The sequence below is a fragment of the Neobacillus niacini NBRC 15566 genome, assembly GCF_001591505.1.
Lineage (GTDB): Bacteria > Bacillota > Bacilli > Bacillales > Cytobacillaceae > Neobacillus > Neobacillus niacini.
Genome location: NZ_BCVA01000035.1, coordinates 1 through 26,861, shown reverse-complemented (window position 1 = coordinate 26,861; position 26,861 = coordinate 1). Strand labels below are relative to the sequence as shown.

23 protein-coding genes are annotated in these 26,861 nt (G+C 42.5%); 4 read left to right on the top strand and 19 right to left on the bottom strand.

Annotated features, from left to right (window positions below; genetic code table 11):
• Nucleotides 1–56: 56 nt before the first annotated feature.
• The 4 genes from glpX to BANA01_RS20870 form a co-directional block, all read right to left on the bottom strand.
• Nucleotides 57–1,019 carry a class II fructose-bisphosphatase gene (glpX, locus tag BANA01_RS20885; RefSeq protein ID WP_063254577.1) on the bottom strand — a complete coding sequence of 321 codons (963 nt, stop codon included), beginning with the start codon at nucleotides 1,017–1,019 and terminating at the stop codon, nucleotides 57–59.
• 80 nt (nucleotides 1,020–1,099) lie between these two features.
• Entirely contained in the window at nucleotides 1,100–2,389 is a 1,290-nt protein-coding gene (locus tag BANA01_RS20880) for a UDP-N-acetylglucosamine 1-carboxyvinyltransferase (protein WP_063254576.1), read from the bottom strand.
• A 403-nt stretch (nucleotides 2,390–2,792) separates the two neighbouring features.
• Nucleotides 2,793–3,650 carry a class II fructose-bisphosphate aldolase gene (locus BANA01_RS20875; protein ID WP_063254575.1) on the bottom strand — a complete coding sequence of 286 codons (858 nt, stop codon included), beginning with the start codon at nucleotides 3,648–3,650 and terminating at the stop codon, nucleotides 2,793–2,795.
• Nucleotides 3,651–3,882: 232 nt separating this feature from the next.
• Nucleotides 3,883–4,254, bottom strand: coding sequence for a response regulator (locus BANA01_RS20870; protein ID WP_063254574.1), 372 nt, complete (start codon nucleotides 4,252–4,254; stop codon nucleotides 3,883–3,885).
• A 167-nt stretch (nucleotides 4,255–4,421) separates the two neighbouring features.
• On the opposite strand from BANA01_RS20870, the gene BANA01_RS20865 reads away from it, so the two are divergent.
• Nucleotides 4,422–4,919, top strand: coding sequence for a DUF2529 domain-containing protein (locus tag BANA01_RS20865; protein WP_063254573.1), 498 nt, complete (start codon nucleotides 4,422–4,424; stop codon nucleotides 4,917–4,919).
• Between the two features lie 28 nt (nucleotides 4,920–4,947).
• Here the strand turns inward: BANA01_RS20865 and BANA01_RS20860 are convergent, their stop codons facing one another.
• The 10 genes from BANA01_RS20860 to BANA01_RS20815 all read right to left on the bottom strand — a co-directional run bounded on the left by BANA01_RS20860 (nucleotide 4,948) and on the right by BANA01_RS20815 (nucleotide 19,267).
• Nucleotides 4,948–6,543 carry a CTP synthase gene (locus BANA01_RS20860; protein ID WP_063254572.1) on the bottom strand — a complete coding sequence of 532 codons (1,596 nt, stop codon included), beginning with the start codon at nucleotides 6,541–6,543 and terminating at the stop codon, nucleotides 4,948–4,950.
• Between the two features lie 240 nt (nucleotides 6,544–6,783).
• Entirely contained in the window at nucleotides 6,784–7,371 is a 588-nt protein-coding gene (rpoE, locus tag BANA01_RS20855; RefSeq protein WP_063254571.1) for a DNA-directed RNA polymerase subunit delta, read from the bottom strand.
• A 141-nt stretch (nucleotides 7,372–7,512) separates the two neighbouring features.
• Nucleotides 7,513–7,710: a hypothetical protein gene (locus BANA01_RS20850; RefSeq protein WP_063254570.1), complete on the bottom strand. Its 198-nt coding sequence runs from the start codon at nucleotides 7,708–7,710 to the stop codon at nucleotides 7,513–7,515.
• A gap of 376 nt (nucleotides 7,711–8,086) precedes the next feature.
• Nucleotides 8,087–11,353: a fused isobutyryl-CoA mutase/GTPase IcmF gene (gene icmF, locus BANA01_RS20845; protein ID WP_063254569.1), complete on the bottom strand. Its 3,267-nt coding sequence runs from the start codon at nucleotides 11,351–11,353 to the stop codon at nucleotides 8,087–8,089.
• A gap of 11 nt (nucleotides 11,354–11,364) precedes the next feature.
• Nucleotides 11,365–12,021 carry a TetR/AcrR family transcriptional regulator gene (locus tag BANA01_RS20840; protein WP_063254568.1) on the bottom strand — a complete coding sequence of 219 codons (657 nt, stop codon included), beginning with the start codon at nucleotides 12,019–12,021 and terminating at the stop codon, nucleotides 11,365–11,367.
• Between the two features lie 30 nt (nucleotides 12,022–12,051).
• The gene (locus tag BANA01_RS20835; protein ID WP_063254567.1) at nucleotides 12,052–13,191 is read right to left on the bottom strand and encodes an acyl-CoA dehydrogenase; all 1,140 of its coding nucleotides are present in this window, start codon (nucleotides 13,189–13,191) and stop codon (nucleotides 12,052–12,054) included.
• Between the two features lie 331 nt (nucleotides 13,192–13,522).
• A complete protein-coding gene (locus tag BANA01_RS20830; protein ID WP_063254566.1) occupies nucleotides 13,523–14,653 on the bottom strand; it encodes an acyl-CoA dehydrogenase in 1,131 nt (376 codons plus the stop codon).
• 14 nt (nucleotides 14,654–14,667) lie between these two features.
• A complete protein-coding gene (locus tag BANA01_RS20825; protein ID WP_063254565.1) occupies nucleotides 14,668–15,519 on the bottom strand; it encodes a 3-hydroxybutyryl-CoA dehydrogenase in 852 nt (283 codons plus the stop codon).
• Nucleotides 15,520–15,653: 134 nt separating this feature from the next.
• Nucleotides 15,654–16,841, bottom strand: coding sequence for an acetyl-CoA C-acetyltransferase (locus BANA01_RS20820; protein ID WP_063254564.1), 1,188 nt, complete (start codon nucleotides 16,839–16,841; stop codon nucleotides 15,654–15,656).
• Nucleotides 16,842–17,167: 326 nt separating this feature from the next.
• Nucleotides 17,168–19,267, bottom strand: a complete 2,100-nt coding sequence (locus BANA01_RS20815; protein WP_063254563.1) for a (Fe-S)-binding protein — start codon at nucleotides 19,265–19,267, stop codon at nucleotides 17,168–17,170.
• A 217-nt stretch (nucleotides 19,268–19,484) separates the two neighbouring features.
• On the opposite strand from BANA01_RS20815, the gene cls reads away from it, so the two are divergent.
• The 3 genes from cls to BANA01_RS29220 all read left to right on the top strand — a co-directional run bounded on the left by cls (nucleotide 19,485) and on the right by BANA01_RS29220 (nucleotide 21,854).
• Nucleotides 19,485–20,687, top strand: coding sequence for a cardiolipin synthase (cls, locus tag BANA01_RS20810; protein WP_063254562.1), 1,203 nt, complete (start codon nucleotides 19,485–19,487; stop codon nucleotides 20,685–20,687).
• A gap of 15 nt (nucleotides 20,688–20,702) precedes the next feature.
• Complete coding sequence (gene uvsE / locus BANA01_RS20805; protein ID WP_063254561.1) at nucleotides 20,703–21,659, top strand: UV DNA damage repair endonuclease UvsE; 957 nt, start codon at nucleotides 20,703–20,705, stop codon at nucleotides 21,657–21,659.
• A gap of 66 nt (nucleotides 21,660–21,725) precedes the next feature.
• Nucleotides 21,726–21,854, top strand: coding sequence for a DUF4023 family protein (locus tag BANA01_RS29220; RefSeq protein WP_082799618.1), 129 nt, complete (start codon nucleotides 21,726–21,728; stop codon nucleotides 21,852–21,854).
• Between the two features lie 31 nt (nucleotides 21,855–21,885).
• Here BANA01_RS29220 and BANA01_RS20800 read toward each other — a convergent pair whose 3' ends face one another.
• From BANA01_RS20800 to speE, 5 genes are all read right to left on the bottom strand, one after another.
• Complete coding sequence (locus BANA01_RS20800; RefSeq protein ID WP_063254560.1) at nucleotides 21,886–22,065, bottom strand: H-type small acid-soluble spore protein; 180 nt, start codon at nucleotides 22,063–22,065, stop codon at nucleotides 21,886–21,888.
• A 531-nt stretch (nucleotides 22,066–22,596) separates the two neighbouring features.
• The gene (gene argS / locus BANA01_RS20795; protein ID WP_063254559.1) at nucleotides 22,597–24,267 is read right to left on the bottom strand and encodes an arginine--tRNA ligase; all 1,671 of its coding nucleotides are present in this window, start codon (nucleotides 24,265–24,267) and stop codon (nucleotides 22,597–22,599) included.
• Entirely contained in the window at nucleotides 24,264–24,662 is a 399-nt protein-coding gene (locus tag BANA01_RS20790) for a YwiB family protein (RefSeq protein ID WP_235847195.1), read from the bottom strand. The genes argS and BANA01_RS20790 overlap by 4 nt, the downstream gene beginning before the upstream one ends.
• 155 nt (nucleotides 24,663–24,817) lie before the next feature.
• Nucleotides 24,818–25,690 (bottom strand): agmatinase, encoded by an 873-nt coding sequence (gene speB / locus BANA01_RS20785; RefSeq protein ID WP_063254557.1) that lies wholly within the window; start codon nucleotides 25,688–25,690, stop codon nucleotides 24,818–24,820.
• A 280-nt stretch (nucleotides 25,691–25,970) separates the two neighbouring features.
• A complete protein-coding gene (gene speE / locus BANA01_RS20780) occupies nucleotides 25,971–26,798 on the bottom strand; it encodes a spermidine synthase (RefSeq protein ID WP_063254556.1) in 828 nt (275 codons plus the stop codon).
• Nucleotides 26,799–26,861: the final 63 nt, after the last annotated feature.

Here is a 26,861-nt window from a genome sequence, read left to right as displayed (position 1 = left end):
GAGATAAGAGACTAGAATCTAGGCCCAGTCTCTTAGTAAGTGTTTACTATAAATATCTATCTAATCACCAAATTCGGTTTCTTTTTCAAGCTATGACGGCCTTCCACAAAACGAACGGTTCCTGATTTGGCACGCATAACGATTGAATGGGTGGAGCCGTATGACCCCTTAAACTGAACACCGCGCAGTAATTCACCATCTGTAACTCCAGTGGCTGCGAAAATAGCGTCGTCTCCTTTAACAAGATCTTCCATCCGAAGCACCTTATTAACATCTAGTCCCATTTTCACACAGCGCTCTAATTCGGAATCACTTTGCGGGAGCAATTTACCGATGATTTCCCCGCCAAGACATTTTAGGGCAACAGCTGAGATTACACCCTCCGGTGCACCTCCAGATCCGAATAAAATGTCAACGCCTGTGTTATCAAAAGCAGTATTAATCGCACCTGCTACATCGCCATCATTAATCAATTTAATTCGTGCGCCCGCCTCGCGAAGCTGAGCGATGATATGCTCATGGCGCGGACGATTTAAAACAGTGGCTACAACATCCTCAATATCCTTGTTTTTCGCTTTTGCGACTGCTTTTAGGTTATCCAGAACAGAAGCATTGATATCGATAAGCCCTACCGCTTCAGGACCAACAGCAATTTTTTCCATATACATGTCGGGTGCATGAAGCAAGTTGCCATTATCTGCAATCGCAAGGACTGCTAACGCATTCCAGCCGCCTGCTGCTAAAATATTGGTGCCTTCAAGAGGATCAACCGCTACATCCACTCGTGGTCCATAACCCGTTCCCAGCTTTTCGCCAATATATAGCATCGGAGCCTCGTCCATCTCACCTTCACCAATGACAACCGTTCCTTTCATGGGAATCGTGTCAAATACATCGCGCATAGCTGATGTTGCAGCTCCATCTGCCTCATCTTTTTTTCCGCGTCCCATCCAGCGTGCAGAAGCAAGTGCAGCCGCTTCCGTTACGCGGACAAGCTCCATTGATAGACTTCTCTCCATGTTCTCAGGTCCCTCCAAATTATCTATTATACCTATTAATATAAATAGTATAACATATTCAGAGGATTAGTATAGCTCATTTACGTATTCTTTAGCTGCTCAGCTTCTTCTTTTGATAAAGCTTCACGCCATACGGTTGCACCTAAGCCATTTAGTTTTTCAACAAGCTGGCTATAACCGCGATCAATATGGTCGAGACCTGTGACTTCGGTAATCCCTTCAGCCATTAGACCGGCAATAAACAACGATGCTCCTGCTCTTAAATCACTGGCCTTCACCTTCGCACCCTGAAGCTTCACAGGTCCGCTAATAATCGCTGAGCGGCCTTCCACTTTAATGTTGGCATTCATTCTTCTTAATTCATCAATATGTTTAAAACGGGCACCATAAATCGTATCGGTTACCACGCTCGATCCAGTTGCTTTTGTTAACAATGTCGTAAAGGGCTGCTGCAGATCCGTCGGAAAACCAGGGTAAACAAGTGTTTTAATATCAACAGCCTTCAACTTTTCCGAACTGCTGACAAATACTTGATCATCGCCGGTTTCGATGGTTACACCCATTTCCCGAAGCTTAGCAATTAATGATTCTAAATGCTGCGGAATGACATTATCAATTAAAACGCCTTCTCCCATTGCGGCACCTAAAATCATATACGTACCGGCTTCAATCCGGTCAGGAATAATCGTATGACGACAGCCGTGAAGACTATCGACTCCATCAATCCGAATAACATCCGTACCCGCGCCTTTTATTTTCGCACCCATATTGGTAAGAAGGGTTGCCACATCAATAATTTCCGGTTCTTTTGCAGCGTTTTCAATTATGGTCCTGCCTTTTGCTCTAACGGCTGCTAACATAATATTAATGGTAGCACCCACACTCACAACATCAAGATAAATACGTGCGCCGCGAAGCTCGTCCGCACGTAAATAAATAGCGCCCTGCTCATTTGTTACCTGAGCACCAAGTGCTTCAAAACCTTTAATATGCTGATCAATTGGACGCGGTCCTAGATGACATCCACCCGGTAAACCAATGACGGCCTTTTTAAAGCGGCCAAGCATCGCTCCCATGAGATAGTAAGATGCGCGCAGCTTCTTCACTTTCCCGTTTGGCAATGGCATTGAAATCATCGACGATGGGTCAACTGTCATATCAAAATCATCTGAAAGCTCGACTTTCCCGCCAATTTCTTCAAGCAGATCCTTTAAAATCTCCACATCAGATATTTCCGGCAGCCCTTCGATTGTTACCGGTGATTCTGCTAAAATGGTCGCTGGTATCAACGCAACTGCACTGTTTTTTGCACCACTTATTCTTACGGTTCCTTTAAGCGGATATCCGCCCGCAATTTTAAGTTTTTCCATTTTCGACTCCCTTCTATGCCATTGGGATGGAATGTGACCTTTAGTAAACAACTAAATTGATAATCCACTTGTCTTAGGTAATTATTTCCAACAGCAAATTACATAATCCGACAGTTTGTCTATCATATAGTTTACACCAATATCTTATTTTCATGTATCAATATGAAAAAAAGTTTTAGAAAATGGAAAATTTAGGTGTTAAGGCCTTCCCAATCCTTAAAAGGTTCGACAAATTTCTTGAATTTTCAGTCTTCTCACCGCGTTTTGAAACCGCCCATTGGTTAAGGGGCGGTTTCAAATTTACTATCAATGTACCAACATATAATAGTGTTTTCAAGAGGACAAAGTCCTCTTATATTAAAATTATTTCTAGCTACAGCGGCCTAGGCTTGTAGCTTTCGTATTATGCTCTACCTGATGAACCGAATTCGCGCATTTTGCCAATAACTGTTGCTTTGATGGCATCGCGAGCTGGGCCTAAGTATTTACGTGGATCATATTCATTTGGCTTCGCTGCTAATGTTTCACGAACCGCTTTTGCTGATGCAATTTGGTTTTCAGTGTTTACATTAATCTTTGCTGTACCAAGTGAAATTGATTTTTGAATATCATGTGTTGGGATACCAGTTCCACCATGTAAAACAAGTGGAAGACCAGTTGCATTACCGATTTCTTCCATTTCCTTATAACCAAGCTGTGGCTCACCTTTGTAAGGACCGTGTACAGAACCAAGTGCTGGTGCAAGACAGTCGATACCTGTACGCTCAACAAGTTCTTTACATTCAGCAGGATCTGCGTAAATAACGCCTTCTGCAACAACGTCATCTTCTTGTCCGCCAACTGTTCCTAATTCTGCTTCAACAGAAACACCTTTTGAATGAGCGTATTCAACCACTTTTGAAGTAGTTGCTACGTTTTCGTCAAACGGATGATGAGAAGCGTCAATCATAACAGAAGTGAAGCCTGCATCGATTGCTTCTTTACACTTTTCAAAGCTTGAACCGTGATCCAGGTGAATCGCAACAGGAACGGTAATTTTGTAATCTTCTAGTAACCCTTCTACCATCTTCACAACTGTTTTGAATCCGCCGATATAACGACCTGCACCTTCAGAAACACCAAGAATAACTGGTGAATTTTCTTCTTGAGCAGCTTGAAGAATAGCTTGGGTAAATTCTAAATTATTAATGTTAAATTGCCCAACCGCGTAGCCTTCCGCTTTCGCTTTGATGAGCATTTCTTTCATTGAAACTAAAGGCATTTTATTTCCTCCTTGGTATAGGTGTATATTTCCTCGAATTAGGGCTTTCCTATTAAGGATTTCCAACCATTTCACTGATTATGTATACTCGAGAAAGATAAAGGGACCAGTAAAAGTTCATAGTTATCATACCAAACAGATTCGTAAAATTCCATTAAAGAAGACGAGTTTTTTTAATGTTCACAATGAAAGCGGCACCAGTTTTCGACAATGATTCTTTATTAAAAAATGCTTAATTTGCTTTTTGTGGTATGTGCTTTCTTACCGCTGCACGGATATCATCAATATCAAAAGGCTTCGCAAAATGAGTGATCGCCCCAAGATCTCTTGCTTCCTGAATCATATCCAGTTCACCGTAAGCCGTCATAATAATCACGCGAATATCCGGGTCAATGACCTTCATTCTTTTTAAAATTTCTATACCATCCATACCCGGTATTTTCATATCCAATAGGACGAGATCTGGGTCATGCTTCGTAACAATATCAAGTGCCTGTATTCCATTTGCTGCCTGAAAGGTTTGATACCCTTCCTTTGAGAACACCTCATTTAATAAAATGCGGATCCCAAATTGATCGTCAACAATTAAAATTTTCTCTTTCATAACTCCACCTCTTCCACCCTAATTTTATCTATAAATGATTCCTATTTCTTCCACTAAATAATCTTCGACATTTCTACTAAAAATCCTCTATTTAGTTTAAGGTATTTTATGGTAATTGTCTTTTATTTTCAAAGAGCTATAATAACTTTGTAAAGGAGGGGCTTTAATTGTTAAAAATGTTTACAACCCAATTGACCGGATTATTTAAACGAATTGAAGAAAAAGAAGAGTTTTCCTTTGAGGACGGTGCCCGCCTGCTCGCCCAAGGACAGAATATTTATGTGATAGGCTTCAAGGAAATGAAAGGTGTTGAATTTGAAGCCTTAGAGGGTGCAGAACCATTAAAAGGTGCTAGAACAGATGCCGATGCCGCAACCAGTGCCGACCGGGTACTTTTGTTTACACGGACCTCTGCTGACCAAGAAGCCATTGAACTGGCTGGCAAGCTTCAGGAAAAAGGAATCCCGTTTGTAGCCGTATCCACATCGGTTCAAGACGGAAAACTTGAAGAGTTAGCTGATGTTTCGATTAATTTACAGCTGACAAAAGGTTTGCTGCCAGATGATTTTGGAAATCGTTACGGCTATCCGTCTTCGATGGCAGCTTTGTATGTATATTATGGCTTAAAATTTACGATTGATGAAATTTTAGCAGAATATGAATAAGCCAGGCTTGTGCCTGGCTTTTGTTGTTCTATTTTTGCAAAGAAGCTTTAATAAAGTCACGGAAAAGCGGCTGTGGACGTGTTGGTCTTGAGACAAATTCCGGATGGAACTGAGACGCAACAAACCATGGATGATCTTTAAGCTCAATAATCTCCACAAGACGGCCGTCTGGGCTTGTACCAGAGAAAACAAATCCTGCTTCTTCCATTTCTTGACGGTAATGATTGTTAAACTCATAACGGTGGCGGTGACGCTCATACACCACTTCATCCTCATAGGCAGCGAACGCTTTTGTTCCTTCAACCACACGGCATGGATAAAGACCAAGTCTTAATGTTCCACCCAGGTCCTCCACATCCTTTTGTTCAGGAAGTAAATCGATAATTGGATGTTTCGTATCAGGTACAAACTCTGAAGAATGAGCATCTTGATAACCTAAAACATGGCGTGCATATTCAATTGTCGCCAGCTGCATTCCTAAGCAGATGCCAAAGAAAGGCTTTTTCGATTCACGGGCATAGCGGGTTGCTTGGATTTTCCCTTCGATTCCGCGGTCACCAAAGCCTCCTGGAACAAGGATTCCATCTACATCTTGAAGAAGTTCTGCAACGTTTTCTGCGTTCACTTCTTCCGCATTAATCCATTTAATTTCTACATCAGCATCAAAGGCATAACCTGCATGCTTCATCGCTTCCACAACAGAAATATACGCATCTTGAAGTTCAACATATTTTCCTACGAGACCAATGCGCGTTTTACTTGAAAGGTTCAGAACCTTATCAACTAAAGCTTTCCATTCTGTCATCTCAGGTTCTGGAGTTGTTAGCTTTAGATGATCACAAACAATTTGATCCATATGCTGTTCTTGCAGAGCCAATGGAATGGAATAAAGTGTATCGGCATCGCGGCATTCAATGACTGCTTTTGCATCGATATCACAGAATAAAGCAATTTTATCCTTCATATCCTGAGAAACAGGCATTTCTGTACGTACCACGATGATATTTGGCTGAATCCCTAGACTGCGAAGCTCTTTTACACTATGTTGCGTCGGCTTCGTCTTCATTTCACCCGCTGCTTTAATGTACGGAATTAAGGTACAGTGAATGTACATGACATTGGAGCTTCCGATATCACTCTTGATTTGACGGATTGCTTCTAGGAATGGCAGTGATTCAATATCCCCTACAGTTCCGCCAATTTCAGTGATAACAACATCTGCATTTGTTTCATTGCCCGCGCGGAAAACACGTTCTTTAATTTCATTCGTAATGTGGGGAATAACTTGAACCGTACCGCCTAAGTAATCGCCGCGGCGCTCTTTGCGTAAAACGGTTGAATAGATTTTCCCAGTTGTTACATTGCTGTACTTATTTAAATTAATATCGATAAAACGCTCATAGTGGCCTAAGTCTAAATCCGTTTCGGCACCATCACCTGTTACGAACACTTCACCGTGCTGGTACGGACTCATCGTTCCTGGGTCCACATTAATATAAGGATCAAACTTTTGAATCGTTACGTTCAATCCGCGATTTTTTAGCAACCTTCCTAAAGAGGCTGCGGTGATTCCTTTTCCTAACGATGAAACCACACCGCCAGTTACAAAAATATACTTCGTCATAAAATAATCCTCCTCTAATTCAGTTTGTGCAATCTTCAGTTGTTTAAGGCTTCTTTTATAAATTTTTTATACGTAAGAAGTCTCGGTCATTGCCGAAAGAGCTGTGTATCATGGACTGACAAAATAAAAAAGCACTCCGCTTACGCAATGTAAGGGAGCGCTCTATAAGCAAATTATGATCCGTTCCTTTTTAAAGGAGCCCAAAAAAGATTCTACAAGTGCAGAGATAAAAAGTCAAGCCTATAATAAGTCGTCGTCTTCATCCTCTGCTTCATCTAAATCTTCCTCTCCATCATCAAGGACCTCGTCAAGGTCTTCTTCTTCATCAAGGTCGAATTCATCGTCATCATCGATCACATCATCATCTTCATCGTCTAATTCATCGACTTCATCGAGGTCATCCAGCAAATCGTCCTCTTCGTCATCAAGAAGATCGTCTTCATCGGCAAAGTCATCCAGTTCATCATAATCTTCTTCGATATCATCAAAATCTTCAAGTTCGTCTTCATCGACAACCTTTTTCGCCTTTTTCTTCTTAGGCTTAATGACTGTAACCACTTCTTCTTCCGCTGTATCAACTGGATACCAAACGCGAAGACCCCAGCGGTTATCTCCTAATGAAAGAAAACGGCCATCAATATTTATGTCTGTATAGAATTGTGCGATTCTTGATCTAATTCCATCTTCTGAAAGCTCTGTAGCTGCCGCAATTTCTTTAATTAGTTCATTGAAGGAAATCGGCTGTTTGCTGTTTTTTAGAAATTCGTACGCTAGCTCAATGAGGGAAAACTCTTTTAATTGCTCCTTTGAGTAACCTTGTAAACTCAATTTCGGCACTTCCTTTCTCTATTTAACACTCTATAAAATGAGTGATAACGGGCAAAACTATTTGCACTTAAGTGCTAGTTTTTTGACATATTCTTCATTATAAACAATATTCTCCCGTTTATGCTAGTTCTATCTACTGTTTTACTTGATTTTTTCCCGTTTTGGCTGGTGATCATCAGGGTTTTCCTCTTTTTTTATCATTTTCAACTCTTTCATTGCCTTTGAAAAGAAGAAAATAGCCAATACTAGGAAGGAGATGGCGCCTAATTGGTGTTGATAGAGATAGTATAACGGCCAGGCTAAAATGATTAATACCAAAAACGTATAGTTTATCTTCATTGTCAACACCTGCCCCGGGATCCTTTGATGTTTGCTCATCTATTATATAAGAAAAGTGGCCAAGATTAGTACTTGTCAAAAAAATATTTTCGTTTCACTGAACTTGGCCTGTTGATTTCCATTCCAGGCACTTCGCTTTCCGCGGGCGGGTCCGGGAAGCCTCCTCGGCGCTTAAGCGCCTGTGGGGTCTCCCGCAGGACATTGAATTTCTTCCTCGAATTTGCCCACGCACGAAGAAAATGCGATAGCATTTTCGAGGAGTCTTCGTGCCTTCCATTCCAATCAACAGGGTGCCAATATTATTGATACTCTTTACATATTATAAATAAAAAACAATGGCTTACAAGCTGACGCCTATTAAGCCATTGTAATATATTTACATATTTCTTCGGTATTGCCCGCCTACTTCGTATAGTGCTTTTGTGATTTGGCCTAGGCTGGCTACTTGTACGGTTTCCATTAGTTCAGCAAAGATGTTTTCGTTGTTTACGGCTGCTGCTTTTAAGCGCTCTAGTGCTTTTGCGGTTTGTGCTGCGTGTGCTTGTTGGAATGCACGTAAATTTTGTATTTGTAATTCCTTTTCCTCATAGGACGCTCTTGCCAGCTCCATGCTGTCGATGTCTTCTTCTGAAGGAGGATTAGGATTTAAATACGTATTGACGCCTATTATTGGCAGCTCGCCCGTATGCTTCTTCATTTCATAGTACATGGATTCATCCTGAATCTTTCCGCGTTGATACTGAGTTTCCATTGAACCCAGAACGCCGCCGCGGTCATTTAAGCGTTCAAACTCTTGCAGAACTGCTTCTTCCACAAGATCTGTTAATTCCTCAACAATAAACGAACCTTGAAGCGGATTTTCATTCTTTGTTAACCCATGCTCTTTTGTGATAATCATCTGAATCGCCATTGCGCGGCGAACGGATTCTTCTGTCGGTGTTGTAATCGCCTCATCGTAAGCATTGGTATGAAGGGAATTACAGTTATCGTGTAACGCCATCAATGCCTGCAAGGTTGTGCGAATATCATTAAAATCAATTTCTTGTGCGTGCAGCGAACGACCAGATGTTTGAACATGGTACTTCAGCTTTTGGCTCCGTTCTGCAGCACCATATTTGTCACGCATTACCGTTGCCCAAATACGGCGTGCCACTCGGCCAATGACGGTATATTCTGGGTCCAAGCCATTCGAGAAGAAGAATGATAAGTTTGGCGCAAAATCATCAATTTTCATGCCGCGGCTTAAATAGTACTCGACATAGGTAAATCCGTTGGAAAGCGTAAACGCCAGCTGAGAAATTGGGTTTGCCCCTGCCTCGGCAATATGATAGCCAGAAATAGAAACTGAATAATAGTTACGCACCTGCTGGTCAATGAAGTACTGTTGAATATCGCCCATCATCCGTAAGGCAAACTCTGTTGAAAAAATACACGTATTTTGACCTTGGTCTTCTTTTAAAATATCCGCCTGCACCGTACCGCGGACAGTTTTTAACGTATAAGCCTTCACTTGCGCAAATTCCTCGACTGTTAACACGCGGCCAAGCTCAGCCTCTTTTTTCTTCACCTGTTGATCAATTGCCGTATTCATGAACATCGCTAAAATAATCGGCGCAGGACCATTAATCGTCATCGACACCGATGTTGATGGATGACACAAATCAAAACCATCATAAAGTTTTTTCATATCATCAAGTGTACAAACATTTACGCCGCTCTCGCCAATTTTCCCAAAAATGTCTGGGCGATGATCGGGGTCTTCACCATACAATGTCACCGAGTCAAATGCCGTACTTAAACGTTTTGCGGAATCGTCTTTTGAAAGATAGTGGAAACGGCGATTTGTTCTCTCTGGCGTTCCTTCGCCGGCAAATTGACGTTTCGGATCTTCCCCCTCGCGTTTGAACGGGAACACTCCAGCTGTAAACGGATAGGAACCTGGTACATTCTCACGGTACACCCAGCGGAGGATTTCGCCGTAATCTTTATATCCTGGTAATACGACCTTTGGGATATCGATGCCAGACAGGCTCTTAGTTTTTAAGACTGTGATAATTTCTTTATCACGAATTCTTGTGACAAATTTATCCGCTTTATAAGCAGCCTTTGTTTTTTCCCAGCCGTCGAGTATCTTTTTCGATTCTGGTGTTAATTTTTCTTCTGTTGTTTGCTTAATGCCTTCTAAGGAAGCAAGCACTTCTGGATTTGCTTCTGCTTCTTTGACCGCAGCAATTGCACCTTCGAGCTGAAATAATTTCCGGGCAATATTTGCCTGCTCTTCAGCCTTTTTGTGATAGCGGCGGACTGTTTCCGATATTTCCCGGAGGTAATAGCGGCGGTCCGTTGGGATGATCACATTTTGCTTTTCTACTAATGCAAATTTAGTAAAAGAGGTAACCCAATTTGTACCCATTTTTTCATTTACTTTTTCAATTAATGCCGCAAATAGCGCATTCGTGCCTTGATCATTAAACTGACTTGCTATCGTACCGTATACAGGCATTTCACTTGTGTCTTTTTCAAATAGCATATGACTGCGCTGGTATTGCTTTTGAACCTGACGGCGTGCATCCTCAGAGCCCTTGCGCTCAAATTTATTAATGACAATTAAGTCCGCAAAATCAATCATATCAATTTTTTCAAGCTGTGAAGGCGCACCGAACTCACTGGTCATGACGTAGAGTGAGACATCACAAATTTCCGTAATCTCTGCATCGCCCTGGCCAATACCACTGGTTTCCACAATCACGAGGTCAAAGCCAGCCGCCTTAACGACTGCAACTGCATCTTTAATCGCAAGCGATAATTCTGATTTTGAGGATCGTGTGGCCAGGCTTCGCATGTAAACATTCGGATTAAAGATGGCATTCATTCGGATCCGGTCGCCTAACAGTGCACCACCTGTTTTTTGCTTGGTCGGGTCTACGGAAAGAATCGCGACTTTTTTATCGGGCAGTTCGTTGATAAAACGGCGAATTAATTCGTCCGTAAGCGAGCTTTTTCCAGCACCACCAGTACCGGTGATTCCGACAACAGGGATTTCCTTTGTTAACGATTTTACTTTTTCAAGCAGGCTTTCCGCAGCGGCTGCAGCTTCTCGGTTGCTATCAACATGAAGCTCAGCAAGCGTAATTAATTTTGAAATTGCATTAACATCGCCAGTTGGCAGCTTTTCAATATGCTCAGCATGGTCCGCCGTAACGGTTGGGAAGTCGCATTCTTCCAGCATTCGGTTAATCATTCCTTGAAGACCCATCGTCCTGCCGTCCTCAGGTGAAAAAATCCAAGCAATACCGTAATCATGCAGCTCTTTAATCTCGCGCGGGATAATAACACCGCCGCCGCCGCCATAAATGCGGATGTTCGGCGCGCCTTTTTCCTTCAGCAAATCGTACATATACTTAAAGTATTCGACATGACCGCCTTGATAAGAAGAAATCGCAATCCCCTGTGCGTCCTCTTGAATTGCGGCATTGACCACCGCTTCGACCGAACGGTTATGACCAAGATGAATAACCTCTGCTCCGCTCGCTTGAAGAATTCTTCTCATAATATTAATCGAAGCGTCGTGACCATCAAACAAACTAGACGCCGTTACAAAACGAATATGATGCTTCGGCTGATAAACCTCCGTCGTACTCATTTGTCTCCCCCTTATTTGGAAAAATTCACTTCGTTATCGTCCTGACTAACCCCGTTAATTCCCGAAAATAAATACTCCGTTTGCATTTCAATGTATTCTTCTAACGTAAATAATTTTTGCAGCGTCCAGCGGCGAAAGCTCCACATTTGACCCTCGACAATAATCGTGTGCGAAAGGATTTTGATTTGCTTTTCAGTTAGGTTTAATTCCCCATTTTCCACGCATAACGTGATCAGTTTTTCGAACATATCTGCCATTTCAATTTCCTTTTTCAACACATATGGAAGGGCTTCCTTGTTAAGCGACTTGGTCTCTTGATACATGACCAAGATTTCCTCCTGCATTTCATCAATAACCCGAAAGTAATTGGCAATCCCATGCTTCAGGCTCTCCAGTGTTCCCTGCTTATGCTCAAGGTCCTCCTGAAGCCGATCGCTTACGTGGTCATAAATACTATCACAAACGAGGTAAAGAACATCTTCCTTTGTACGAATATATTCATATAAGGTCCCAATGCTAAATCCCGCCGCCTTTGCTATTTCCCTTGTCGTCGTCCGGTGGAACCCTTTTTCTTTAAAAAGTGATACGGCCCCTTTGATCATTTCATCCCGTCTTTTTTTTACAAGGCGTTCATCTTTCACAGACGCCTGCACTTCACGCTTTTTCATCCCTTTTTACCGCCTTTATTCAATAAATGGTTACTTAGTTATCATTCTAGAAATAACGAGGCGTTGGATTTCCTGTGTTCCTTCATAGATTTGCGTGATTTTTGCGTCGCGCATGAATCTCTCTACTGGATAATCCTTTGTATAACCGTAACCGCCAAATACTTGTACTGCTTCTGTCGTCACCTTCATCGCCGTATCGCCAGCGAATAACTTCGACATTGCTGATTCTTTACCGTATGGAAGACCCTGCGACTCCAGCCACGCAGCTTGATAGGTTAATAGTCTTGCTGCTTCAATATTTGTCGCCATATCTGCAAGTTTGAAGGCAATTCCTTGGTTGGCTGCAATTGGTTTTCCAAACTGCTGACGCTCTTTTGAGTAGTCCACCGCAGCGTCAAGCGCACCCTGTGCAATCCCAACCGCCTGTGCCGCGATGCCGTTACGGCCGCCATCAAGTGTCATCATCGCAATTTTGAATCCTTCGCCTTCTTCACCCAATCTGTTGGCGACGGGCACCTTGCAATCTTCAAAAATAATTTCGGTTGTTGGTGACGAACGAATGCCTAGTTTCTTTTCTTTTTTCCCCACAGAGAAGCCTGGGAAGTCGCTTTCGACGATGAATGCGGTGGTTCCTTTGTGTTTGCTGGATGGATCTGTTACGGCGAAAACCACGTAAATATCAGCTACTCCGCCATTCGTAATGAAAATTTTTGAACCATTAAGAATGTAATGGTCGCCTTCACGTCTTGCCGTTGTTCTCATCCCGCCGGCATCTGAACCGCTTCCTGGTTCTGTTAACCCGTACCCCCCAATTTTGGAGCCTTCCGCCATCGGACGAAGATATTGCTGTTTTTGTTCTTCCGATCCGAATTTGTAAATCGGCCAGCCGGCTAGGGAGGTATGTGCCGATAGTGTTACACCTGTTGATGCGCAAACTCTTGAGAGTTCTTCAATCGCTATACAATAGGCAAGGTAATCACTGCCGATGCCGCCGTACTCTTCCGGCCATGGAATTCCTGTTAAGCCAAGCTCCGCCATCTTGTCAAAAATCTCACGGTCAAAACGCTCTTCCTCATCACGCTCAGCCGCTGTTGGTGCCACTTCATTTCTAGCAAAATCACGAACCATTTTCCGAATCATTTCATGTTCTTCAGATAAGCGAAAGTTCATTTTATACGTCCTCCCCAAGGTAACTTCTCTTTAATACGTACAGTTTTTACAGAAAACTAGACCGTTCTTACAAAAAACTGTACAGTTCTTACAAAAAACCAGACCGTTCTTACGAAAAACCGTACAGTTTTTACAAAAAACCAGACCGTTCTTACAAAAACCGTACAGTTTCTACGAAAAACCAGACCGTTCTTACAAAAAACCGTACAGTTTATACAAAAAACCAGACAGTTCATACAATTAGCCAAGATATCTACACTTTCCAGCCCAAATATCCACACAAATCCCAAAAATATCTACACACTACCCAAATCCATAACTTATCTACAATCTAAAGATATTTACTAATCACAATCCGCTGAATCTCACTCGTTCCCTCATAAATCTCGGTCACTTTGGCGTCACGGAAGTAGCGCTCGACTGGGTAATCCTCTGTATAGCCATATCCGCCAAACACCTGAATCGCTTCTGTCGCCGTCTCTACAGCCGTTTTTGACGCAAATAGTTTTGCAATCGAAGCTTCCATCCCACATTTTAGACCCTGCGCCCGCAAATCAGCGGCACGATAGAGTAATAGTCTTGCAGCTTCCACATTCGTAGCCATATCTGCTAATTTAAAACCGATTCCCTGCTGCTGTGCAATGGGCTTTCCAAACTGCTTACGTTCTTTTGCATATTCCACTGCCGCAACTAATGCCGCTTCTGCAATCCCTAATGCTTGAGCAGCAATCCCGATTCGCCCAACATCCAGGTTTGCCATGGCAATTTTAAAGCCTTCTCCTTCTTGACCCAACAAGTTCTCCACAGGTACACGCATATCTTCAAAAGAAAGCTGTACCGTTCTTGAGCCATGAAGTCCCATTTTATGTTCGTCCTTGCCAATCACAAGGCCAGGAGAATTTTTTTCTACGATAAATGCCGAGATTCCTTTACTTCCTAATTCAGGATTGGTTGAGGCAAAGACGATGTAAATGTCGGCTTCACCGCCATTGGTGATAAACATCTTCGAGCCGTTGATGACATAATGGTCATCTTTCTTAACCGCGCGGGATTTCATGCTTTTTGCATCGGACCCTGATCCCGCCTCCGTCAAGCAAAATGCCGCTAAATACTCTCCTGATGCCAATTTAGGCAAAAACCGCTGCTTTTGTTCATCCGAGCCAAAATAAAGAATTGGATTGGTTCCGACCGATGTATGAACAGAAAGGATAACGCCCACCGTTGCGCTTACTCTTGAAATTTCATTTATCGCGATGATATAGGAGACAAAATCCATCTCTGCACCGCCGTATTTTTCAGGAACCGGAATTCCCATTAAACCAAGTTCGCCCATTTTACGAAGAATTTCACGCGGAAATTCGCCCTTTTCCATCCGCTCAACAAACGGGGCAATTTCATTTTCAGCAAAGTCGCGGACCATTTTGCGCATCATTTCCTGCTCTTCTGTAAATCTTAGATTCATAGTAACACTCCTAATTATTCGTATGTGTAGAAGCCTCGACCGGATTTCTTCCCAAGCCAGCCAGCTTTAACATACTTTCGCAGCAGCGGACATGGACGGTATTTTGTATCGCCAAAGCCTTCATGGAGGGTTTCCATAATATACAGGCATGTATCAAGACCAATAAAATCAGCTAACGTTAACGGTCCCATTGGGTGATTCATCCCTAGCTTCATGACTTCATCAATCGCTTCCTTTGTAGCTACACCCTCATACAGCGTATAAATCGCTTCATTAATCATCGGCATTAGAATTCGGTTTGAAACGAATCCTGGGAAGTCATTCACTTCAACAGGAACCTTACCCAATGTTTTTGTCATATCTTCTATCACTTGGTAGACTTCATCCGCTGTTGCTAAGCCGCGAATAATCTCGACTAGCTTCATAACTGGCACCGGATTCATAAAATGCATTCCGATTACTTGTTCCGGACGTTTCGTTGCCGCAGCAATCTCCGTAATTGGCAGAGAAGAGGTATTGCTCGCCAAAATCGCATGTGCAGGCGCAATTTCATCTAACTGCGCGAATACCTTTGATTTGATTTCCATATTTTCAACCGCTGCTTCAATCACAAGGTCGACCGCACGGGCATCATTCAGATCAGTGGAAGCCTTAATTTGCTTTAGGACTTCTTGTTTTTGTTCTTCTGTCATTCTGCCTTTATCCACATTACGGGATAAATTTTTGTTGATGACTCCTAAACCGCGCTCTACAAATTCTTGCTTTAAATCGTTAAGGTACACCGTATAGCCCGCCTGTGCACAAACCTGTGCAATCCCAGAACCCATTTGACCGGCTCCGATTACCATTATCTTTTCAACCTTCATTATTTCCCCTCCAATTGCCCTTTTTTAAAAAAATTCCTATTTGGGTTTTAGACTATTTAAGTTTTGTACGTTTATTTCGATGTTTTGAACAAGTTTTATATTGTTTTATACAATTAGACACGATCTGAAAGTCACTAAACTCTAGGAACCTCAATCATCACCGCGTCACCCTGTCCGCCGCCGCTGCAAATAGCTGCAATCCCAATTCCGCCTCCCCGGCGTTTCAGTTCGTGCATTAACGTGATAATAATCCGGGCACCGCTAGCACCGATTGGATGGCCCAATGCGACCGCGCCGCCATTGACATTGACCTTCTCTGGATCAAGATTGGCAATTTTTCCACTTGCTAATGCAACTGCTGCAAAAGCTTCATTGATTTCAAATAAGTCGATTTCTTCTACGGTCTTTCCGGTTTTTTTCAATAAGCTATTGATGACAAGGCCTGGCGTTTGTGGGAAATCCTTTGCTTCTACCGCTATTGCTGCATGACCTAAGATTACGGCTTCCGGCTTGTAACCCTCGCGTAATGCTCTTTCTTCACTCGTTAAAATAAGGGCTGCCGCGCCGTCATTGATTCCAGGGGCATTTCCTGCTGTGATGGTACCGTCAGAGTTAAAGACGGGTGCTAATTTTGCAAGTCTTTCGATAGAGGTGTCTTTTCGTGGTGATTCATCATGCTCTACGACAACCGGAGCACCTTTACGCTGTGGGACGGTGACAGGCACGATTTCTTCTGCAAATATACCGCCTTCAATCGCCGCAATCGCCCTTTGGTGACTTCTTAATGCCCATTGATCCTGAGCTTCTCGGCTGATTTCCATTTCTTTTGCTGTTGAATTTCCATACGTCCCCATATGAACGCCTGTGAAGCTGCAGCTTAATCCGTCATGAATCATTAAATCCTTTACAGATGAATCGCCCATTTTTAATCCCCAGCGTGCCTTTGGTAAAATATATGGAGCGTTACTCATTGATTCCATGCCGCCTGCTACAAGTAAATCTTCATCACCTGCACGGATAATCTGATCCGCTAACGTGACACTGCGCATCCCAGAAGCGCAAACTTTATTAATGGTTTCTGTTTTGACTTCCCAGGAAAGTCCTGCCTCTCTTGCTGCCTGACGTGAAGGAATTTGTCCTTGACCGCCTTGTAGAACTGTACCTAAAATTACCTCCTGCACATCTTCAGGATTCACTCCAGCGCGTACGATTGCTTCTTTCACCGCAATACCGCCCAGCTGCGAAGCTGTCAGACTGCTAAGTGCTCCGCCAAATTTTCCAAATGGTGTTCTAACCCCGCTCAAAATAACTGTTTTCCCCATCCAAAGCACTCTCCCTATTCTTTAATCCTTTAATTGACTGAACGCTCGCTCGATTTATGCTTAAAAAAAATTCCTAATGAAAACGTTTTCTATTTCACTATCTATTTTACATAAAAAAAGGCAAAAGTTGAAATGTTTTACACAAAATTCTTAAGATTTTATGAATTCAAGCAACATTCAACTTTTGCCTCAACCGACTTATTCTGTCTAGCTCCGGCACCTAGCCCCTCGAGGTCACTTCGGTCCACCGGGTGAAGTCAAAGTGCACGACTTCACCCGGTGGCCCTCCAGTTCTGGTCGGGGCTGAACGAGGCGCCTTCGCTTTTCTATGCTACTTCCCCACAGACTGCTTTTTCAAGGAGTTCTGCAACATCATAGGTTGAAATCTTTTCTTCTACTTCTTTTGCCTTCGTTCCGTCTGACAGCATGGTTAAACAGTACGGACATCCAGAACTGATAACAGATGGATTCACAGCCAGTGCCTGCTCGGTTCTTGATACGTTAATACGGTGTCCAGTTTCTTCTTCCATCCACATCAAGCCGCCGCCTGCGCCACAGCACATTCCGGTTTCTCTGTTTCTTTCCATTTCCACAAGCTGCACGCCTGGAATTGATTTTAAAATCTCCCTTGGCGGATCGTACACGTCGTTGTAACGACCTAAGTAACAGGAGTCATGGAAGGTAATCTTTTCATTAACCGCATGCTTTGGTACTAGCTTTCCATCACGAACGAGTTCATATAGAACCTCTGTATGATGGTAAACCTCAGCCTCTAAACCAAAGTCAGGATATTCATTCTTGAAAATATTGTAGGCATGCGGGTCAATCGTAACGATCTTCTTCACTTCAGCCTTTTCAAATTCTTCAATATTTTTGCTAGCAAGCTCTTGGAACAAGAACTCATTACCAAGACGGCGCGGTGTATCACCAGAGTTTTTCTCTTTGTTACCTAGGATTGCAAACTTCACACCTGCTTCATTTAAAAGCTTTGCAAATGAAAGAGCGATTTTTTGGCTGCGGTTATCGTAGGATCCCATTGAACCAACCCAGAATAAGTATTCGAACTCCTCACCCTTTTTGTTCATTTCTTTTACCGTAGGAATTTCAACATCTTCACGAACCTCACGCCAAGATTCTCTCTCTTTACGATTTAAGCCCCAAGGATTTCCCTGACGTTCGATATTGGTCATTGCACGCTGAGCGTCCGCGTCTAACCTTCCTTCTGTTAAAACAAGATAACGGCGAAGGTCAATAATTTTATCCACGTGCTCGTTCATTACTGGACACTGATCCTCACAGTTACGGCAAGTTGTACAAGCCCAGATTTCCTCTTCGGTGATGACATCGCCAATCAAGCTTGGATTATAAGCGAGTGTTGCTGCTGTTTCTTGGGCACCTTGGCCACTTGCAGCCAGTGCGATTTGATTACCTTTTGTGCTGCCAAACGCAAAAGTCGGCACCCACGGCTGTTTTGAGGTAACGGCCGCACCATGATTGGTTAGATGGTCACGCATTTTAACAATTAAATCCATTGGCGACAGCATTTTTCCTGTTCCTGTTGCAGGACACATATTCGTACAGCGACCACATTCTACACAAGCATAAAAATCGATCATTTGATGCTGCGTAAAATCTTCTATTTTTCCAACCCCGAAGGATTCCTGTGACTCGTCCTCAAAATCGACCTTCTTCAACTTACCTGGTTTTTCTAAACGGTTAAAATATACATTTGCCGGTCCGGCAATTAAGTGTGCGTGTTTTGATTGTGGAACATACACTAAGAAGGTTAGTAAGAATAATAAATGAATCCACCATGCCACATAAAAAATGACAATTGAAGCGGTTTCACCAATCCCTGAAAAAATAAGCGCAATTAACGACGCAATTGGCTCTGTCCAAGTGGCTTCGTGACCGTGCCAGATAATGCCCATTCCGTTTCCGACAAGAACGGAAAGCATTAATCCGCCGATAAAAATCAATACAAGACCCGATTTAAAGTTGCGCTTCAAGCGGACAAGTTTTTCCACATAACGGCGGTAAAAAGCCCAAATAACCGCAACAAGAATCATCAATGTAACGATTTCTTGGAAAAAGGTAAACCCTGCATACAGCGGCCCCAGCGGTAAATGAGAGCCCGGTACTAATCCTTTCCAAATGAAATCAATGGCACCAAATTGGACGAGAATAAATCCATAAAAGAACATCACGTGCATGATTCCACTCTTTTTGTCCTTTAATAACTTCTTCTGCCCAAACACATTGACCCAGATTTTTTGCATTCGTTCTTTGACTTTATTGTCAAACTCGACTTTTTTCCCCAGCTTAATGAATTCAATCCTCGTTTTTACTACGTAAACGAACAGACTGACTGCGTAAGCGGTTACAGCAAGAAATGCAATGAGATTCACCCATAAAAGCCCATTCATTCAATACGCCCCCTTTGTTTTGTTCCAATCCCTAATTGTTTATCTTTAGTAGAAAATTTTAAAACAATAAAATTTTCTGACTACTATTACCACCATTATATAATGAATGAGCATTCAGTCAAATGGTTTTCTGAAAATTTATTTGACTTTTATTCAAATTCATACTATAGCCTCTGTTTGGCAAACCTAACAGAAATGATTGGAGGAACGATACTGCATGCATTTACCATCCATAGTCATCGCTCTTATACTTCTTATCATTATTTGGTTTTATATTGATCTTACATTAGGCAGAAAAAAGCATCGCTCGTTTTTTCAAAAAAGAGAAACCCCAATTCTGTATGGAAACTTTGATATTTTTCCACATGGAAAAGAGCTGTTTGCCGATTATTTTCAAGAATTAAGAAATGCCCAGAACCATATTCATATCCTTTTTTATATTGTGAGGGATGACCAATTTAGCCAGCAGTTTTTCGATATTTTAAAAGCAAAAGCTAGAGAGGGAATTGAAGTTAGATTATTGGTCGATCAGATTGGCAGTCATAAGGTGAAAAAGCCTGCAATAAGAGAATTACGTAATGCCGGTGTACAATTTGCCTTTAGCAATCGAATACGGCTTCCCTTCCTTTTTTATTCCTCTCAGGTGCGAAACCATCGAAAGATATCGATTATTGATGGAAAAATTGGCTATCTTGGCGGGTACAATATTGGTAAAGAATATATTGATCAAGATCCGAAGCTAAGTCCCTGGCGCGATTACCATTTAAAGATTACTGGTGAAAGTGTGCCATTTCTGCAGCGTGAGTTTTTTATTGATTGGAATGAATACGCTTCTGATCATGTGATTGTCGATTCTCGTTATGCTCCTCGGCAGCCCAAAGGGACAGTACCACATCAATTTGTTCCCACAGAGGCAGGCTTCCTTGAAGAAAAGTATTTCCACTTCATTGAAAACGCAAAAAAGTCGATTACGATTGGTACTCCGTATTTTATACCAAGCAAAAAACTCATTGATGAACTGCTTCGGGCGGCCAAGCGCGGTATTAAAATTACCATTGTTGTGCCATATATTACTGATCATATGCTTGTACAAGAGGCTTCATACCGATATTTACGCAAGATGTTATTAGCGGGAGCACAGGTTTTTCAGTATAAGAATGGTTTTTACCATGCAAAATCTATCATCATCGATGATCATCTTTGTGATATCGGTACGGCAAATTTTGATAAAAGAAGTTTATTTTTAAACAAAGAAATTAATTGTTATTTTTTTGACCCTGCCTTCGTAGAACGGTTTAGGGGTGTCCTCCATAAAGATATTCTTGATTCAAAACCATTGAAACTAGAGGACCTCAATAAGCCAAACTTTTTAAGGTCGATAAAGGAAGGCATCGCTGGGGCTTTTTCATTCTTTTTATAATAAGGAGTTAGTACGATGAAGATTCGTTTCGGCTATGTTTCAACTGCTATTACCTTGTGGGATGCTTCTCCATCGAAGACACTTACCTTTACACGCTACCAGCAGCTATCTGAAAAAGAGCGTAAAGATAAGTTACTTGAGCTCACTAGGCTCAATTTAGCCCATACGCTTCGAATGCTCTATTTCAATCTCGCCCATGAAATTGAATTGTACCGGCTTTCCAGTTCAATTGTACCGTTAGCGACCCATCCAGATGTGTTTTGGGATTTTGTTACCCCCTTTAAGAAGCAGTGGAAGGAAATTGGCCAGCTAATCAAAAAGAATAACTTAAGAGTTAGCTTTCATCCTAATCAATACACGTTATTTACCTCTCCGCAGCAAAAAATAACCGATAATGCCGTTATCGATATGGCATATCATTATCGAATGTTTGAGGCCATGGGTGTCGAAGATAGAGGCATGATGAATATTCATATTGGGGGCGCCTATGGAGATAAGGTGGAAACGATTGTCCGTTTTCATGAGAATCTAAAAAAGCTTCCGTCACATATCAAACGTGCGATGACCTTAGAAAATGACGACAAAACCTACCATACAGAGGAGACCTTGCTTGCCTGTGAAAAAGAGACGATTCCCTTTGTATTCGATTATCATCACCACATGGCTAATCTTTGCGAACCTCCGCTCGAGGAGCTGTTGCCGAGGATTTTTAAGACATGGGATCATGTTGATCTTATTCCTAAAATCCATATTTCCTCTCCTAAAGCTGAAAAAGAATTCAGGTCTCATGCAGATTTTGTAGACCTCGAATTTATCATGCCGTTAGTAAAAATGCTGAAGGAAATCGGGCAGGATGTCGACTTCATGATTGAAGCGAAAGCAAAGGATCAGGCTACTTTGAAGTTAGTCGAAGATATTAGTAAAGTACGCGGCTTTAAACGTATTAGCGGGGCAGCGATAGAGGTGAAATAACTCCCAGCATTTTTTTAAGCGGGATTGGTTAAAGTAACAACAGATTCACACAAGGAGGGATTGTCGATGGAAAGCACCAGCCAATTCGTACAAAAATTAGCGGAAAATGAAAAAAAGCAAAAGAAAAATCAAAAGCATGGCAACAACGACCCGGAAAGCAAATTACCAAACCATAAACATTCACAAGGCGTGTAAATAGAAAGAGTCTCCCGTAGCAGGAGACTCTTTACTCTTCAATTAGATTCAACACAGGAACTTCTAATTCATTCTCCGGATCAGACTTCGCATACACCCGCGCCATCTTCGTGTTATCATCCACATGCTGAATAATCACCGGCGTTCCCTCATACGTCACATTAATCATATCCATCGAATCAGCAATTTCCTTCGCTCTTCCCACATTCATCAGGGCCACTCCTCATCTAAAAAGTACCTTCATAATATCTACCAAAAAACGGATAAATATTCAGTCATGAATATTTGGTGACAGGCACCGCTCGTGGACACTTTCCACCCCATATGGACACTACGGACAAATGGAAATAGTAAAAATGGCTCCCTTAAGGGAGCCATGAGATTGTCGTGAAAGGTATCTTTCTCGGCGATTTTTTATTTTTATGTGTTTTGAGGACATATTGCATGAGCAGCGTGCATGGTTTTGTCCTCAATACAGGGGCTTGAGGACAAATCGCCTAGCACCTAGCATGGTTTTGTCCTCAATACAGGGGCTTGAGGACAAATCGCCTAACACCCCGCATGGTTTTGTCCTCAATACAGGGGCTTGAGGACAAATCGCCAAGCACCCCGCATGGTTTTGTCCTCAATACAGGGGCTTGAGGACAAAACCTACTAGTCCTTTTAATCATAGTCAAAATAATGGCTGCCGAGAATTTCTCGACAGCCTGATTGCCCCCAAAAGGGACCCTCGATGATGGTTTTACATTTTTTCTGGAGCTGATACACCAATCAACGCGAGGGCATTGCGCAGTGTGATTTGCACGGTTTTGATTAACGCGAGGCGTGCCTTCGTGCGTTCTGGCTGCTCGCTGTCGAGTACTTTTTCTGCATTGTAAAAGCTGTGGAAGGTTGAAGCCAGTTCCATGATATAGTTCGTCACACGGTGAGGTACGCGCTTTACTGCTGCCTCGCTAACTGCCTGCGGGAACTCTCCAAGCTTTTTCAATAACTCGATTTCTTTTTCTGCACCAATTAATGAGAAATCCGCATCTTTATCGATTTTAATTCCTTGCTCTTCCCCTGAGCGCAGGATGCTGCAAATCCTTGCGTGTGCATATTGAGCATAATACACAGGATTTTCATTGGATTCTGAAACAGCTAAATCCAAATCAAAGTCCATATGAGTATCCGAACTTCTCATCGCAAAGAAATATCGAGTGGCGTCGAGGCCGACCTCATCGACCAAATCACGCATCGTAACAGCCTTACCTGTACGCTTACTCATCTTCATTTTCTCACCATTTTTATAAAGGTGAACAAGCTGAATGATTTCAACCTCGAGGGCGTCTGCAGCATAGCCAAGTGACTGAATCGCCGCTTTCATCCGTGGAATATAACCATGGTGGTCCGCACCCCAAATATTGATCAGCTTTTCAAAACCGCGGTCAAGCTTGTCCTTATGATAAGCGATATCCGGCGTCAAATACGTATACGAGCCATCCTGCTTAATTAGCACGCGGTCCTTATCGTCACCAAAATCGGTTGAACGAAGCCAAGTTGCGCCCTCTTCCTCATAAATATATCCGCTCTCACGAAGCACTTTTAATGCCTCGTCAATCTTCCCATTTTTATAAAGAGACGTTTCAGAGTACCAAACATCAAATTTAACACGGAAATCCTCAAGGTCCTTTTGCAATTTTGCCATTTCATATTTCAAGCCGTATTCACGGAAAAATTCAAAACGCTCCTGCTCATCCACATTTACATATTTATCGCCAAATTCTTCTGCCAGCGACTTCCCAATACCAATGATGTCCGCACCATGGTAGCCATCCTCTGGCATAGGCTTGTCTTGACCAAGCGCCTGGAAATAACGCGCCTCAACAGACAAAGCCAGATTATTAATCTGATTACCTGCGTCATTAATATAATACTCACGGGAAACATCGTACCCAGCCTTCGCTAGAATATTGCAAAGGGAGTCGCCGACTGCCGCACCACGAGCATGACCAAGGTGAAGGTCACCCGTTGGATTTGCGGAAACAAACTCTACCTGAACCTTCTGCTTGCCGCCAACCGTTGTTTCTCCGTACTTTTCCCCTGCCTCCAGAACCGTTGGAATCAAATCAGTTAAGTAAGCATTATTCATATAAAAATTGATGAACCCTGGTCCCGCCAATTCAATTTTTTCAATGTAAGCTTTTGAGCGATCGAAATTTTCAATGAGTGCTTCGGCAATCATTCTCGGCGCTTTCTTCGCCACACGCGCAAGCTGCATCGCCATGTTGGTGGAATAATCGCCGTGTGCCTTCTCTTTTGGAACCTCCAGAATAACATCTGGAATTTGTTCTTCTGTGGCAAGATTGGCCTTCACAACCGCTGCCCGTATTTCCTCTTTTAAACGACTTTGAACCTGTTCAACTATATTCATTTCTTCTCCTCCTGAAACGCTATTTCTAACTGATAGGTACTTGTCTGTGCACCCTCCATTGAAAAATCATAAACCACACCAAATCGGCCTTTACCATTTTCATAGGAAAAATCTATTCTTTTTGCTTTTGTCACGGTTGCAAATTGGCCAAACGGCATTTCATAACTGCCATTTAACTTACGATTCAATTCAAACGGCAGACGCATTTTAATCGCACCGCCGCGTAAAATAAGGGCCTCTTGATGTCCCATCTTCACAATCGTCCGGACACTTCCCTCTTCCACGGTTTCCTCATATCGAAGATACGCTGCATTTCCTTTTTCAAAGTATGTACCAAATACCATCAATTCAAAAGTCTCATCGTGGTCAATTGTTGTTTTTACATTAATTTTCACAGGTAACTCAGGGATTGACAATGAAACGCACACCCTTTTTAAAAATAAACCTTATATAGGTCCTTTAAATTTTACACACTTTTATCATTATACCTATAGTATGTACACAATTCAAAAGATGCCTGCCCCACTATTGGGACAGGCACTAAAAATCGTTATTTCACCCAGCCAAGAAGCATTTCACGAATCAATTTGCTGGCGGTATTCGCTGTTTGCTCAGAAGGATCGTAGATCGGAGCTACTTCAACAAGGTCGCAGCCAACTACGTTTACACCAGAGCGGGCAATTTCATGAATAGAAGCAAGCAGCTCACGAGATGTAATCCCTCCGGCGTCAACCGTACCAGTACCTGGTGCATGCGCAGGATCCAACACATCGATATCAATCGTTACATAAACAGGGCGTCCAGCAAGTTCAGGCAGAATTTCTTTTAACGGCTGATGAACTTCGAATTTTGAAATATGCATGCCGTTTTCTTTTGCCCATTGGAATTCTTCCTTCATCCCCGAGCGGATTCCAAAAGAATACACATTTTTCGGTCCGATATGTTCCGCAATTTTGCGAATCGGGGTGGAGTGGGATAATGGTTCGCCTTCATAGTTCTCCCTAAGATCTGTGTGGGCATCCATATGAATGATTGCTAAATCAGGGTATTTCTTATAAACCGCCTTCATGACTGGCCAAGACACCAAGTGCTCGCCGCCCATTCCAAATGGAAATTTACCAGCAGCTAAAACTTGATCTACGAAATCCTCAATCAAATCCAAACTCTTTTGCGCATTTCCAAAAGGAAGTGGAATATCGCCGGCGTCAAAATACTTTACTTCTTCCAACTCACGATCTAGATAGGCGCTATACTCCTCCAGACCAATCGAAACCTCGCGAATACGAGCAGGGCCAAAGCGCGAACCCGGACGATAGCTTACCGTCCAGTCCATCGGCATCCCGTAAAGCACAACCTGACTCTCTTCAAAACTCGGATGACTCTTTATAAACACATTACCAGAATAACTCTCATCAAAACGCATGTTACTTCCCTCACTTCTATGTATTAACCAATCTAGAATTGATTGGATATCGGTCACTCTAGGATACCTATAGTGACCGTATATCCTCTTTTATTGCCATCTCAGTCACTATAAGCATTCTTTAGTTACCGTAAAACCTCTTTCATTACCGTTTCGGTCACTATAAACCGTTTATAACGACCGTAATCTTGATTTCAACAGCTCTTCGGTCACTAACTGTCCACCTCAGGTGGAAAGTGTCCACGAGCGGTGACAGGCACCCAAAAAATTGGCACCCAAATTACTTCAATAAATCCCCAACAAACTTAGGCAGTACGAATGCTGCTTTGTGTAGTTCTTTTGTGTAGTATTTGGTTTCGATTTCGTGGAAGCGGTCTTCGCTTACTTCGAGTGGGTCGTATTTTTTGGATCCGATGGTGAATGCCCATAGTCCGCTTGGGTATGTTGGGATGTTTGCAACATACAAACGGGTAATCGGAAATATTTCGCGGACGTCGCGCTGTACGCTGCGAATTAAATCTGCCTTGAACCAAGGGTTATCTGACTGGGCTACAAAGATACCATCTTCTTTTAAAGCCTTAGAAATCCCAGCGTAGAATCCTTTTGTAAATAAGTTTACTGCTGGACCTACCGGCTCAGTTGAGTCTACCATAATCACATCATATTCATTTTCACTTTTGGCAATATGCATGAACCCGTCATCGACTCGGACATCTACACGAGGGTCATCCAGCATCCCTGCAATTTCAGGTAAGTACTTTTTAGAGTACTCAATGACTTTACCATCAATATCTACAAGCGTTGCTTTCTTAACGCTTGGGTGCTTCAAGACTTCACGAATAACGCCGCCGTCACCGCCGCCTACGACTAAAACGTTCTCCGGATTTGGATGTGTGAACAAAGGGATATGTGCCACCATTTCATGATATACGAACTCGTCTTTAACAGAGGTCATGACCATGTCATCTAATAGAAGCATATTGCCCCATTCTTCTGTTTCCACCATATCAAGCTTTTGAAATTCTGTTTGTTCGGTATGTAAAATTTTATTGATTTTCATGGTGATACCAAAGTTTTCAGTTTGCTTTTCTGTAAACCAAATTGCCATGTTCAACATCCTTCCGTATCTTTTTTAATGGCTGTGTTGACTGGGCTGTTGATTTGCGCTCCA

Coding starts and splice junctions, on each gene's coding strand:
- glpX (WP_063254577.1), bottom strand. CDS start 1,019: ATGGAGAGAAGTCTATCAATGGAGCTTGTCCGCGTAACGGAAGCGGCT.
- BANA01_RS20880 (WP_063254576.1), bottom strand. CDS start 2,389: ATGGAAAAACTTAAAATTGCGGGCGGATATCCGCTTAAAGGAACCGTA.
- BANA01_RS20875 (WP_063254575.1), bottom strand. CDS start 3,650: ATGCCTTTAGTTTCAATGAAAGAAATGCTCATCAAAGCGAAAGCGGAA.
- BANA01_RS20870 (WP_063254574.1), bottom strand. CDS start 4,254: ATGAAAGAGAAAATTTTAATTGTTGACGATCAATTTGGGATCCGCATT.
- BANA01_RS20860 (WP_063254572.1), bottom strand. CDS start 6,543: ATGACGAAGTATATTTTTGTAACTGGCGGTGTGGTTTCATCGTTAGGA.
- BANA01_RS20850 (WP_063254570.1), bottom strand. CDS start 7,710: ATGAAGATAAACTATACGTTTTTGGTATTAATCATTTTAGCCTGGCCG.
- icmF (WP_063254569.1), bottom strand. CDS start 11,353: ATGAGTACGACGGAGGTTTATCAGCCGAAGCATCATATTCGTTTTGTA.
- BANA01_RS20840 (WP_063254568.1), bottom strand. CDS start 12,021: ATGAAAAAGCGTGAAGTGCAGGCGTCTGTGAAAGATGAACGCCTTGTA.
- BANA01_RS20835 (WP_063254567.1), bottom strand. CDS start 13,191: ATGAACTTTCGCTTATCTGAAGAACATGAAATGATTCGGAAAATGGTT.
- BANA01_RS20830 (WP_063254566.1), bottom strand. CDS start 14,653: ATGAATCTAAGATTTACAGAAGAGCAGGAAATGATGCGCAAAATGGTC.
- BANA01_RS20825 (WP_063254565.1), bottom strand. CDS start 15,519: ATGAAGGTTGAAAAGATAATGGTAATCGGAGCCGGTCAAATGGGTTCT.
- BANA01_RS20820 (WP_063254564.1), bottom strand. CDS start 16,841: ATGGGGAAAACAGTTATTTTGAGCGGGGTTAGAACACCATTTGGAAAA.
- BANA01_RS20815 (WP_063254563.1), bottom strand. CDS start 19,267: ATGAATGGGCTTTTATGGGTGAATCTCATTGCATTTCTTGCTGTAACC.
- cls (WP_063254562.1), top strand. CDS start 19,485: ATGCATTTACCATCCATAGTCATCGCTCTTATACTTCTTATCATTATT.
- uvsE (WP_063254561.1), top strand. CDS start 20,703: ATGAAGATTCGTTTCGGCTATGTTTCAACTGCTATTACCTTGTGGGAT.
- BANA01_RS29220 (WP_082799618.1), top strand. CDS start 21,726: ATGGAAAGCACCAGCCAATTCGTACAAAAATTAGCGGAAAATGAAAAA.
- BANA01_RS20800 (WP_063254560.1), bottom strand. CDS start 22,065: ATGAATGTGGGAAGAGCGAAGGAAATTGCTGATTCGATGGATATGATT.
- argS (WP_063254559.1), bottom strand. CDS start 24,267: ATGAATATAGTTGAACAGGTTCAAAGTCGTTTAAAAGAGGAAATACGG.
- speB (WP_063254557.1), bottom strand. CDS start 25,690: ATGCGTTTTGATGAGAGTTATTCTGGTAATGTGTTTATAAAGAGTCAT.
- speE (WP_063254556.1), bottom strand. CDS start 26,798: ATGGCAATTTGGTTTACAGAAAAGCAAACTGAAAACTTTGGTATCACC.